Annotated in this window: 11 protein-coding genes; 5 read left to right on the top strand and 6 right to left on the bottom strand. The window is 53.3% G+C overall.

Annotated features, from left to right (window positions below; genetic code table 11):
- Positions 1 to 513 precede the first annotated feature (513 nt).
- From JMJ04_RS06200 to pgsA, 3 genes are all read left to right on the top strand, one after another.
- On the top strand, positions 514 to 858 hold the full coding sequence (locus tag JMJ04_RS06200; protein ID WP_201369664.1) for a hypothetical protein: 345 nt from the start codon (positions 514 to 516) through the stop codon (positions 856 to 858).
- Positions 859 to 1,185: 327 nt separating this feature from the next.
- Positions 1,186 to 2,178, top strand: coding sequence for a TRM11 family methyltransferase (locus JMJ04_RS06195; protein WP_201369663.1), 993 nt, complete (start codon positions 1,186 to 1,188; stop codon positions 2,176 to 2,178).
- 474 nt (positions 2,179 to 2,652) lie between these two features.
- On the top strand, positions 2,653 to 3,285 hold the full coding sequence (gene pgsA / locus JMJ04_RS06190; protein ID WP_201369662.1) for a CDP-diacylglycerol--glycerol-3-phosphate 3-phosphatidyltransferase: 633 nt from the start codon (positions 2,653 to 2,655) through the stop codon (positions 3,283 to 3,285).
- A 175-nt stretch (positions 3,286 to 3,460) separates the two neighbouring features.
- Here pgsA and plsY read toward each other — a convergent pair whose 3' ends face one another.
- A complete protein-coding gene (gene plsY / locus JMJ04_RS06185; protein ID WP_201369661.1) occupies positions 3,461 to 4,138 on the bottom strand; it encodes a glycerol-3-phosphate 1-O-acyltransferase PlsY in 678 nt (225 codons plus the stop codon).
- Positions 4,139 to 4,287: 149 nt separating this feature from the next.
- Entirely contained in the window at positions 4,288 to 5,160 is an 873-nt protein-coding gene (locus JMJ04_RS06180; RefSeq protein ID WP_201369660.1) for a pantoate--beta-alanine ligase, read from the bottom strand.
- A gap of 231 nt (positions 5,161 to 5,391) precedes the next feature.
- Here JMJ04_RS06180 and JMJ04_RS06175 point away from each other — a divergent pair, with 231 nt between their 5' ends.
- Both JMJ04_RS06175 and greA read left to right on the top strand, forming a co-directional pair.
- Entirely contained in the window at positions 5,392 to 6,165 is a 774-nt protein-coding gene (locus tag JMJ04_RS06175; RefSeq protein WP_201372396.1) for a DUF5679 domain-containing protein, read from the top strand.
- Positions 6,166 to 6,735: 570 nt separating this feature from the next.
- A complete protein-coding gene (greA, locus tag JMJ04_RS06170) occupies positions 6,736 to 7,254 on the top strand; it encodes a transcription elongation factor GreA (RefSeq protein WP_201369659.1) in 519 nt (172 codons plus the stop codon).
- Here greA and JMJ04_RS06165 read toward each other — a convergent pair.
- The 4 genes from JMJ04_RS06165 to JMJ04_RS06150 all read right to left on the bottom strand — a co-directional run bounded on the left by JMJ04_RS06165 (position 7,235) and on the right by JMJ04_RS06150 (position 12,178).
- Positions 7,235 to 8,437, bottom strand: a complete 1,203-nt coding sequence (locus tag JMJ04_RS06165; RefSeq protein WP_476630013.1) for an aminopeptidase — start codon at positions 8,435 to 8,437, stop codon at positions 7,235 to 7,237. The genes greA and JMJ04_RS06165 overlap by 20 nt on opposite strands.
- Positions 8,438 to 8,481: 44 nt before the next feature.
- Positions 8,482 to 9,828, bottom strand: coding sequence for an MFS transporter (locus JMJ04_RS06160; RefSeq protein ID WP_201369658.1), 1,347 nt, complete (start codon positions 9,826 to 9,828; stop codon positions 8,482 to 8,484).
- Positions 9,829 to 9,879: 51 nt separating this feature from the next.
- The gene (locus JMJ04_RS06155; RefSeq protein ID WP_201369657.1) at positions 9,880 to 10,713 is read right to left on the bottom strand and encodes a helix-turn-helix domain-containing protein; all 834 of its coding nucleotides are present in this window, start codon (positions 10,711 to 10,713) and stop codon (positions 9,880 to 9,882) included.
- 157 nt (positions 10,714 to 10,870) lie between these two features.
- Entirely contained in the window at positions 10,871 to 12,178 is a 1,308-nt protein-coding gene (locus JMJ04_RS06150) for a magnesium transporter (RefSeq protein ID WP_201369656.1), read from the bottom strand.
- Between the last annotated feature and the right edge of the window lie 55 nt (positions 12,179 to 12,233).

The raw sequence follows: 12,233 nt of genomic DNA, 5'->3' as shown, positions 1-12,233 counted from the left end.
CCTGGCCTGAAGGACCAGGGAAAGTATTAATTGCTTTGGGAGGTTCCTTGTAGTGCAATGTAATCGTTGTGGGGCTACATTGTCCCCAGGCGTGCCAACCTGTCCTTATTGTGCCAATCCAACACCTTATAACGCTGGCTCTTCTCCTCAGAATGCCTACACACCACCATCACCGTCAAACTCATATGGACAGCCGCCGTACGCTCCGCCTCCGCAGGTTCCATACGGACAGCCAATCATGGCACCAGTCATGGCGCAGCCGCGGAAACAATCAGGATGCGCCATCGCGGCAATTATCGTGCTCGTTGTGCTGCTCGTTCTCACATGTGGCATTAGTGGAATCTATATTGCTGTCCAGAATAACAAAACTGCAACTATGAATCAGGACGCCACGGCAACAGCAGACGATGCCACAGCAACAGCATACTCAGTGCAACTCACACCTACGCCATATCCACCCTATACCGAAAGCGAATCGCCTTCGGGGCTACCTTCTCCGAGGCTGCGCAGCAGGTGATTCCTACCGCGCAACTGGCAAATGAGGTTGATAGTCAGTATCGACCAGTCACGCTGCAATCGAAGTTCCAGAGCAGCCAGACGATCTATCTATCCTACAAATGGGCACAAGGAAGCACTGGCTATGTCCAAACCCGCTGGTATGTCAATGGCGAAATGAAAGATAAAGCCATGTCCAAGTATATCAATCAATATGCTGAAGGTTATGGATATTTCTCGGATAGTTTTTCTACCTATGACATCACTTTTCAAGGAACTGTAGAAGTTTTCTGGTGCCAGGATGCTGGCTGCACGCATGGCGGACTCGCGTGGGCGCGCCCATTTAGCGTGACCACCAGCTAGCCAGGATAAAATGCTTTCCATAACCGATATCTGGTAATGCCCGATGTCGGTTATTTTTGTGCCTTTTCATGGGGGGGTAAAGACTCTTGAAATGGCCTGCCAGGAGGGTTGATGGGTTTTCTATATCAGGATAAATTTGACACCTTGTTGGATATATTATTTTGATTTTAGCTGGATATATATGGATAGAATTGGCTTGGTATGACAAAGGCGATAGGCTTGTGGGGTCTGTTGGGTAGAGTATGTTGGATTACCTATTTGATAGCTGCTATACTGGCGCATATGAAACTTGCTTTAAAGATTACTCCACAACGGAGCACACAATACATGCACCTGGCGGACACCCTGGCCCTGCCAGAATTGCTGGTCAGCCCCCTACGGGCTGAGATGGTCGCGGCGCAGCGCATAGAGCTAGCCGGACAGGGGTATGTTCTGGTCGAGCTGAACGCCGGGACGACGCTGACACCCTGGCACCTGGATATATTAGGGCGCCTGGGGGCTACAAGCGAGATCTATGAATATTTTGAGCGTATTGGGGATGTGGAGGGGCCATTGCTGCGCCCACTTGCCTCACCTTACACACCTTTTGTTCCTCATGAAATCGCGGAGGCGCGGCGTTACAAAGGCAAGACCAACGAACTCTTTACCCAGGTTTTGCTCAATGTAGCCGTCTTCTCTAGCGCGTATGCGATGCAGAGCACTGAGCGTCTGCGCATACTTGATCCCCTGGCGGGTGGTGCCACCACCCTCTTTCTCGCCCTGGCCGCGGGCTATGACGCCTTTGGCATCGAGCTACAGCGGCAGGATGTCGAGACCACTGCGGGATATGTACGCCAGTACCTGACCGGTGAGGGGATTCCCTTTAAGGAGACGGATGAGCGGGGGCGTAAGGCGGGACGGCGCTATCAGTTCGAGATTGGTCGCAAGGGGCAGAAGGTTACCAGAGCCAATGCAGATAGTACGCGGGCATTTGTGCTCGCGCATGGGGACGCGGGAGACGCACTCGCGCACATGCGTGAGATTCCAGGCGGACCCCGTATGCATGCCATTGTAGGCGATCTGCCATATGGCATCCAGCACTTTGGTGAACTTTCCGATCTCTTGCAGAGGGCGCTCCCCACCTGGGAGCAGATGCTGCTTCCGGGTGGAACACTTGCCCTGGCCTGGAACGCAACGCGTATTGAACGTACTGAAATGGTTGAGCTTGTAAGCCGTGCGACGGGTCTGCATATCCTGGACGAACCGCCCTATACACAACTGGTGCATGCCGTCGATCGTGTGATTAAGCGACGCGATATCCTGGTTGCCATCGCAGACTAGGTGTGCGCTACTGACGTACGCGCCTACGCTCTCCGGATCTAACCATTACTTCCTATCTGGAAAGTGCCTTCGCGCCAGCGTCGTTCACGGGTAAGATGTGTAGTGGCTAGCTGGCGAGAAGGCACCAGCATGGCTCAAGGGTAAGGGGATGTGGGCTTGTTCTCAAGCAACAATCGCGTAGTCGTCATTCCCTTCGCACCAGCATGGCTCAAGGGTAAGGGGATGTGGGTGGAAAACGGCAAAGCCGTTTTCCACCCACATCCCCTTACCCCGAGGCAAGAACTGGAAAGTCCTGCCAGAAGTTCTGGCAAAGATGCGCAGCATGGACATTGTAGCTTATAATGAGGGGAGAATCTCACATTTTTTAATCTTCCCATTATAAAAGCTTCATGTTTCGAAGCTTCATGTTTCCTATAGCAGAGCTGTTCCAGGGAAACGAGCATAAATTGAAGAAGTTAGTTATTGAGGTGCTTAATGCGTAATGTCCCGAATATCCTGAGTATCAGTCGCCTGATCTCAACGGTTATTGTGTTTATATTGGTTCTGGTCAATCAGCCGTGGGCGTACCTGGTCGCGACCGTGCTGTTTGCGCTTTCGGCGGTGACTGATTATTTGGATGGTTACCTGGCCCGGCGCTATAATCTGGTCTCGCCGCTGGGCGTGTTTCTGGATTTGACTGCCGATAAAGTCTTTGTCGTGTCCATTCTTATCGCGATGATAGAGGTGCACCTGGTCTCTTCCTGGATCGTATTTATCATCGTGACGCGCGAGTTTATGGTATCTGGTTTACGTTCGGTAGCGGCCGCGCGGGGCAAGGTGATTCCCGCAGGCAAATGGGGCAAGCAAAAGACCTTTATTACCCTGATCTCTATCGGGGTCGTCCTGCTCGCGAAGGGACTGGGGGCGCATCTGTTGTCGCTCTTTCCCTGGCAGGTGGCCTTCAACAATCAGACCCTGGTCTTCAATGAACTCCTGCTCTTTATTGGAGATATCCTCCTGATTGTTGCCACCATCTGGACCATCTTCTCTGGGATTGAATATACTGTTGGCGCGATACCCATCTTCCGCGAGGAGATTAAAGAAGAGAAGCAGAACAGCACCATCTAGCCCTTATCCCCCTGGCAGTTCTTCTCAGTTCGCAAGCTCACCTTTAGGTAAGAAGTGGTGGCGTGATGTGCAGGCATTCGCCCGCACATCACGCCACCACTTCTTACCCACCATGATATACAAACGCGGCTCCCGTCCCATGATATGTAGACGCGTGCTTTTGCAGCGCAGTCCCCTAGTTTGCGTTTGGCGTCGTATCGACTTTCTGGCCCAGCTTGCGCTCAGTGCCGGAGAGCAGGCGCTTGATATTGTCGGCATGGAAGATGATGACCAGGGCGGGAGAAAAAATCAGGAAGAGCAATTGCTGGATCGTCACGTGGGCGAAAAAGTGAGGGTTGCCCTGACTGATCAGGAGAAAAGTGATGCCGCAAATAATGGTGCAGGCTGAACCGAGAACTGAACCAAGTGAGACATAGCGTGAGAGAATGATCGTCCCCGCGGTGACAATCAGGCATATGAGAAAGATGGTGGGAGAGATGACTAGAAGCGCGCCGCCACCAGTCAGCACACCGCGTCCGCCCTTAAAACCAATGAATACGGGATAACAATGGCCGAGCAGGGCCAGGATGCCAGCGATGGGTGGTCCCCAGCCACCAGCGTTGAGGGCCGGAACCAGGAGAGCAAGCAGGGTGGGGCCAACTCCTTTAGACAGGTCTACTAGGAAAACGATGGCCGCTGGCCCGTTGCCAAGCGTGCGTTGAACGTTGGTTGCGCCGATTTTCTTGCTGCCATGATCGCGAATGTCAAAATCTTTCCCGCGTAAGATTTTTCCCATCCAGTAACCGGTAGGAATTGAACCCCATAAGTAGGCAATAAGTGCGCTCAGGATCACTGAAATAATAATACCAGGCATGAGAGCCTCCTCAAAATAAATAGCAGGTATTATGATATGTAATACGCGTGCTTTCGCAGTGCTGTCTGGTGGATCACCTCCTCCGCCCGAACCCCCGACTCATTATAGTTGGAATGCGCCGAAATTACCAGATCACCCATGAAGAGCGACTACAGACGCCAGCTACCATCGCGCATCCACTGAATATTGTCGTTTACAAGATTTTTTCCGACACGTGCCTTGAGCGCTAGGAGTGTACCAGGAATAACTTTGTCGCGTGCCTGTAAGGTCTCTGGATCACCTATAAGCAGGTGGAGGAGCGTGATATGCTCATTACCAGCAATGTATGTGTGCACGAGCTGTGTGAGGGTAGGGGCATCGTCCACTCCCTGCTCAATGCTATTTTTACAGAGAAGGAGGCAGTTGTGGAGGAGCGTGGCTGCCTCACGCTCCTGGGGACTGAGGAGCAGCGTGTGACTGCTCATGGCTAGCCCATTATGTTCACGTACCGTTGGAATGAGACGTAAACTTACATCAATGTGCAGATCATGTATAATTTTATGTATAATTGCGGCCTGGATTGCATCTTTTTGTCCTAGAAAGGCAATATCGGGACGTACAATAAGCAGGAGTTGACCCAGGGCCGTGGCGAACTCATTGAGAGCATTGTCCGTACAATGCGCTGGCACGAGTGCCTCCTGGATAGAGCCGCCAAGGCGAATATAGGTCGCATATGCTGCTGGAAAGAGAATTTCCCAGCGGGGGGTGAACACCACGTCGACATCGCTTGCTGTGAGCAAACGCAGGCTCTCTTCCAGACTGTGGGTGCTCATGGTCGTGTCACTGCTGGCATCAAAGGAGAGTGGAGTTCTTAAAAGACACACGACAGTGATTTCGCAGTGCTCACGCGCGGTCACCAGGAGCGCTTGATGCCCAGCATGCATGCTCAGTTCATTTGTGATGGGGATGAAGCCAACACTTCCTCGTGTGAGCCAGCCGCGAGCGGTTTCGATCATCTCGTCGATTTCTTCTATAATACGCATAACCGTTTCCTGCGAAAGAGTAGATACTGCCTATTAGGAAACCTGAGCGCGCGGCCGCTGTGCCCCCGAATGGGGGTTAGGTAGTCCCCCAATGGGGGAAGCGCTAGTCACGAGAGTGACGTTGGTTTCCGCATAAGATCAAAGTATATTCCGTAGTGTGCTAAACGTATCGTGGGGTGGCAGGTAACGTTGCCACTACAATGTACCGCGTTGTCCTAAGGAGGTTTTGCTATGAGTCAGATAGGTGTTGTGTTACGCAAAAGTATGCGCCTGCTGCTCCTGGTGCTCGCAAGTAGTGCTGCTTTTATCCTGGTCTATATTTTGCGAAAGAATGTGTTCAAGTCAGCGCCAGCGAGCGAAGAGAATGAAACGATTACCCTGCCCCCCATCTCACTCGCCACGCCGTCCGCGTTTGTACCTGCCGCAAGCAGCGAAGCCGCTTTGGAGAAGGTCGCTGTGCAATCTAATTCTGCTGTTGACTCTCCCCTGACTTTAAGCGAGGAGCCTGTCCCGCCGGTGGCGCGTTCTATCCAGACGCCAGAGGTGGTAACGGATGAAGATGTAGAACTAGCTACGCTTGACCCGGCAGTCTCCGGGCAAACCGAGACCATTGCGGCCTCAACTCCAAATGATTCACTGCCTGCTGACACCTCTGATATAATTGCTCAAACGACTTCGGAGGAGTGCGTCCAACCTGTGCCCGCGCCTGAGCGCCAGGATGAGGTGATATCGGGCCTACAGGAGCCAGAGCGTGTGACAGAAAGCGAGCAAGAGTCACCAGCAGCGGTTATCGGGAGCAAAGAAGAGGTTGGGGTCTCCTCTGAGCCTGCATCGTCATCAGAGCCACAGGCAAGCGCTGAGACGGCTGTGGCTTACTGTGTGAAGTGTCGGACCAAGCGTGAGATGCAGGCGCCCGAGCGTTCAGTCACGAAAAATGGGCGGAGCGCCCTGGTGGGACATTGCCCTGTTTGTGGTACCAGATTATTCCGTTTTATTACGGGCTAAATTTGACCTTGTACGATTCATAAAAGTGAGGCCTACTCTCCCAGCAGGCGGAGAATAAGGGAGGCATGACGCTCTAGATGAGGAATGAGTACAAGCGTTTAGACGTGGCCCATGTATACACAAGGTGAAATATACAAGATCGCGCCAGAATAGTGAAAATTTGTCCAGAAATTACTTGACGTAGTGAAAATGACAACGTATAATCTCCCTCATGTGTTTGGACACCTGTGTTTCTGCCGATCATGAAACACAGTGAAGCATCGCCTCGAAAAATAAAGGAAAAATGGCAGTGGCAACAGGACGTTGCAAAGCTAAAAAGCGCAACGCTGCCTGGCTGTCTCCACGTTCATCCTCTTTTACTAGCGAAGACAAAATGGGAGCCGGGGGTGGAGAAAAGGGTACTACCTCTCGATAATAATGTAGAGAGGTCATGGATGGCGCGTGATGGTTGTGCGAGGGTCATGATGCAAAAGAGATATGAATAACATTTTTCACAGCAGATCTTTGAGGCGGGTATCTGGAATAAACCGGCTAGTTGGTTGAATTCGCGATACCAGGAGGAATTTTACAATGAGTATTGGTGGACAGAGTGAAACGAATTCAGAGCGTAAGGTAGTTCGTCTGACCCCGCAGGGCTATGCCAAGAATAAAGAACGTCTGGACTACTTGCGCAACGTAAAACGCAGGGAGGCTGCCGACTACGTTCATGAGGCTAAAGAGGCCGGTGATATTAGTGAGAGCAGCGCGTATGAAGATGCCAAGAATGAGCAAGCCAAGGTTGAGGGCGAGATCATCGAGCTTGAGCACCTGCTTGCAGTCGCCGAAGTAATTACGCCTGAGTCACTTGACCGACACGATGGAACGGTACGCATCGGCATGAAGGTTGAGCTTGAGAGTGAGAGCGGCGCCAAGCGTGTGTTCAAGATCGTAGAGACCTACGAAGCGGATCCAAAGTCTGGCCTTATCTCAGATCAATCTCCTGTTGGCAAGGCCTTGATGGGACATAAAGAGGGTGACGAGGTCACCGTGACGACCCCTGGAGGTGTTACCGCCTACACAATCCTCTCAATTACCACGATGTACGAATAGCGCCTGCGGCGCTTACTGAGCAGGGGTGTGTTGTGCCGGGCTGGCGAAGCCAGCCCGGCACAACACACCCTAGTCTATTTTTAGAAGACGAACTGACCGTCTTTGGAGAAGAGCTCGCCGTCAACACGAATCTCGCTGCCGCTGCGCAGGTCACAGACCATATCCCAGTGCAGGGCTGAGGTGTTCTGGCCTCCGGCTTCGGGGAAGCCGTTGCCCAGCGCCAGGTGAACGGTACCACCCATCTTCTCGTCGAAGAGGATATTCTTGATGCAGCGATCCACGTCGCGATTATTGCCGAAGGCGAACTCGCCCAGGCGGCGCGCCCCCTCGTCCAGGCCGAGCATCTGGTCCAGGTAATCCTGCCCTGAGCGGCAGTAGCCTCAACTACAACGCCGTTCTCGAAGCGCAGGCGGACATCCTCGACCGAGCGACCACCGAACGCCGCTGGGAAGCTATAGCGGATATAGCCATTGGCCGAGGTTTCGACGGGACTGGTGAAGAACTCGCCACCGGGGAAGTTCTTCTTGCCATCGTCGTTGATGAAGCTGCGACCCTCAATAGAGAGCGTGAGGTCGGTATCCTGCCCCTGGATGTGAATGGTGCGCTTGCCTTTGAGCCACTCTACGTAGCGCTCCTGCTGGCGCGAGAGCTCTTGCCAGCTTGCGACTGGATCTTCATCGTTGAGCTTGCAGGCCTTGTAGACAAACTCTTCAAAGTCGCTCAGCGACATATTGGCGTCCTGAGCATAGGCGCTGGTTGGGAACATGCAGATGTTCCAGCGCAGAGAACCTTCGGCTGAGCGCTGCGCATAGGTCCCAAGCAGCTCACGGCTGGCCTTCTGAGAGTAGGCCAGCCGTGCTGGATCAACTCCACTCATGCCCCTGGTATTCTCATCACTCAGGATATTGATCCAGGTCTCGTATTCTTCGATGATATGGCGCATGCTGGGCGCGATATAGTCGAGCTGTTTGTCGGAACCTTCTTTTAGTAGAATTTCTCTGATGCCTGGCAGGCTGACAAAAGTCTCAACGAAAGCGCCGGAGCGAACAGCCTCGCGTGCAATCTCGCGTACCAGGGGGGCTGCGAGCGGCGAAGATTGGATCGCCAGGCGATCTCCCTCTTTGATGGCTGTCGAATGGTGAACGAGCACCTTTGCCATGCGCTGTAAACGAATATCACTCATAAGTTCTCTCCTTTTAACAAATCCTTTATATAGTATATGCCAATTTATGAATGTAAATCACCTGCGTTTTCGGCGACCATAGCCGTCTCTGGCTGACCTTCATGAGCAGGTAGCAGAAAGAGGCTCAGTATGCCTGCCAGGACGATCAGGCCACCGCACAGGCCGAAGAGTATGTCTACGCGTACTAATTGCCCCAGAAAGCTTGCCAGGGTCGCAGAGAGCAGGCTAAAGCCAAACATGGAAGTATCAAGAACTGATTGAACGCGGCCCATCATTTTTCCTGGTGTGACGCCCATAATCAAAGGCCCAAAGCCAATGTTGAGTCCGGCTTGGGGAATACAGATCAGGAAATTCAAGATCACAGCGCCCAGAAAAATGGTCTGGAACGAATAGACAATTAGCCCAATACCAAGGAACATAACGCCCCAGGATACCATCGCCTTCGGCGTAATCCTCTTGCCTAAGAGACCGCAAACGACGGCACCCACCAGGACGCCCACACCACCAGCGGCCATTAAGGTGCCATAGAGCGAGGTTGGTGAATGTAGACGTTGGGCGACAAAGACGATATCCAATGAGTTGAGTGCGCCCGCCCCGAGCATCGCTAGCAGTGATACAAGAATCAGGATGAGCAGTGTGCGGGTCTTACGCACGAAGGTGAGACCCTCCTGAAACTCGCGTAAGACCAGTTGTAACCCCTGCTGCGAATTGGCCTCCTGGGCCTGATAAGCATAGGGGTGGAGCTGTTCGCGCGGGACGCGCATCAAGCTGACGCAGAGGGCTGAGACACCAAAGGAAAGGGCGTTGATTGTTAGAGCTATTGTTGGGCCGAATAGGGAATAGAGCGGGGTGGCGATGGCGGGACCTAGAATGAAAGAGATCGCCATCAAGGTCTGGCTTACGGAGGCGGCCTGCCCCCGTTGCTCTTCTGGCACAATGACCTGGAGTAGGGCTGCCTTGGCGGGCATAAAGAAGCGTGAGAAGGCTCCCAGTACAAAGACACTCACATAGATGGCGGGGAGCCTCAGGGCGCCCGCAACCAGGAGTGGAATCAGGGTCAGCGCGGCGCGTGCGATATCTGCTGTAAGCATTGTCGTGCGCCGGTTCCAGCGATCTACAAAGACGCCCGCAAATGGCCCCAGCAGAAAGATAGGAGCATATTCCGCTACCCAGATGCTACCTACAGCACCTGCCTGGTGGGTGAGCTCGTAGATCCAGACCAGGAGGGTTGTCGTAAAAAAGAAATCCCCAACATTAGAGATGCCCTGAGCGCATGCCAGTAAGACAAAATTGCGATTGTGGACAAGCCTTCGCCTGGGATTTGGCGCACCAGTCCTGGCGCTTTTAGCCAGTGTGTCCGTTGCAACCGGGCCTGAACTCTCGATTTGCATATGAATTTCTCCTGCGCATTCCCTGCTAGGGGAAGAAGCCATAATTTTTTATCATGGTTGGTGGCGCATACTCATCAGGTAGTCATAAATGTCTGGCGCGGCCTGTAGGCGTCCAACGAGACTGAATTTTTCGATGGTTGCCTGAACGAGTTCAAACGGGACATCACTGGCGATGATACAAAGCCCTACGATGCTCAGATGCAGGTGTTTATTCTGTTGCAACGCTTGCTCTAGCTCATGTCTGTTGATATGGCGAACTCCAACCGAGGCCTCCTGTTCAGGTTGCTCAGGCTGTGTATCTGTGATAAGCGCTGCTGGCATTGCTAGTTCCTTCTGGTGTTCGGGATAGCTGAAGAGAATCTGCATAACCTCCTGCTCGCCTTCGATTCTGCGTGGTTTTTCATACGCTTCGTAGAGCTGAGCGATGCGCTTCAAGAGTTCTTGCATCTCATCTCTTGTCACATACAAGCGACTAAGGAAAAAAGCTAGCCCCGCTCCTGGTGCTTGCGTGTCTTGTAATTCAAGCTCAAAGGCAGTAAGGTAGCCATCACGAGCCTGGTTTAAGAGCTGTCTGATGCCCTCAACTGCCTCGTCCTGGTGCAAAGATGAAAAGAGCCCCTTGGAGACATTGATATTGCGCGCAACGGCCTGGTAGTACTTTTCCAGGATGCCGCCTTTTTCGCGGGTCTCAACCAGCTTGAGCAACTGCACTTTCTCTAGCTCCCGCACATGGTAATGAACCTTGGCTGGAGCCATACCCAGCAACTCAGCCAGTTGCGTGACGGTTAGAGGCTTCTCTTTTAAATTGTCCAGAATGCGCACGCGTAGCAGGTCGCTGATGGCACGCAACTGTTCCAGGCTTGTGATCTCGTAAACATCAAGCATTCTTTATCATGCCACTTCTTTTTATCGATCAAAAATTTTTGATCGTGTAAGGATAATAAACTATACGCTCGGACTTTGTCAAGCCCATTAAGCAGGGGTGTATCGCCGAAAAAGGGACCGCAGCGAAACGCTGCGGTCCCTTTTTCGGCGATACAATCTAATACATGCGTTTGGGCTTGCGCCTGCGCTCGGGTGGGAGCAGGACATCCAGGGCGTCATCGACGGTAACGATGCCTTGTAAGGCGCGTTGGGCATTGACAACCGGGACGGCAAGCAGGTTATACTTGGCGATCTTCTCGGCTACCTCGTGTGCGCCGGTCTCCGGGACCACGGAGATCAGATCGACCTCCATGAGCTGGTGTAACTGCTGGGCCGGTCCGGCAATGAGTAGCTCCCAGAGTGAAACGACGCCTACCAGGGGGCTCTCCTCGTCTTCTTCGTTCTCGACGCAGTAGACGTAAGCCGTGCGCAAGTCATGCTCGCGTGCGTTGGTACGCACCGCCTCCAGGGCCTCTTGTACCGTACGTGTCTGGGTGAGCGCGAGAAAATCAGTGGTCATCAGGCCGCCTGCGCTATCATCGGCATATTCAAGCAGCTCCTGCACCTCTTCGGATTCTTCGGGTGTCATACGGTGGAGGAGTTCCTGGGCCTGCTCCTCGGGCAGGCGTGCGATGAGGTCAGCGGCCTCGTCTGGTCCCATGGTTTGCAGGATATCGGCGGCTCGCTCTGGCTCAATATTTTCCAGGATATGGCTTTGCCGCTCGGTATCTATCTCCTCCATGGTGGCCGCAGCCGTTTCATCGTCGAGCCCTTCGATGATGCGTGCTCCCTGGCCGGGGGTAAGCTGGTGGACTATTTCGGCGATATCCGCCGGGTGCATTTCGGCCAGGTGACCTGAGAGGATGCGCTGAACGTGCGGCGCTTCTTCTTCCAGGCCTTCCTTCTCGTCCTGGGCGCCTGGACGTGGTTGTCTGATGAGTTCGATCTGTTGCCAGGGAAGGGGAACGGAGGGGTAGTCGCGGCCTTTCGAGCCAAGGAGCCAGGAAGGGGCTAAGCGGCGAACAAGCCCGAAGGCGCTATTGTCGATTCCGAGGATGCGCCAGCTATTATCTAAGCAGACGTCGTTGACACGAATTGCCTTCTTGCGTTTAATGTCGATAACCTGCTTATCGAGCACTTCCTGGGCAAGGGATATCTCATCTGACTCTTCAACGAGCTCACGCGAGGCACGCGTTAACTGCTGGAGAGGAGTGTTCAGGCGCAGTGCCCCCTCGAACCAGCTAACGTCACGAAGAGGAACGCGCCAGCGCTGTTCCTCTTCGCTATCGATAAGCAGCGTGCTGGGATAGGCAGGCTCGTCGCTGCCCACCAGCTTTGCTGGCAGTAACACATCAACAATACGGCCTATCCGCGTATCTTGCGCGTTCTCGACCGGTGTGCCAAGTAACTGGCTTAAGTACAACATAGTCTGTGTATTTTGTCTCCCTTTTGGTGCAAAGGGGGCATCTGGCACGCCGGGC

The sequence above is a fragment of the Ktedonobacter robiniae genome (assembly GCF_016587375.1).
Classification (GTDB): domain Bacteria; phylum Chloroflexota; class Ktedonobacteria; order Ktedonobacterales; family Ktedonobacteraceae; genus Ktedonobacter; species Ktedonobacter robiniae.
The sequence above is the reverse complement of the archived record's forward strand: the minus strand, read 5'-3'. Positions and strand labels throughout refer to the sequence as shown.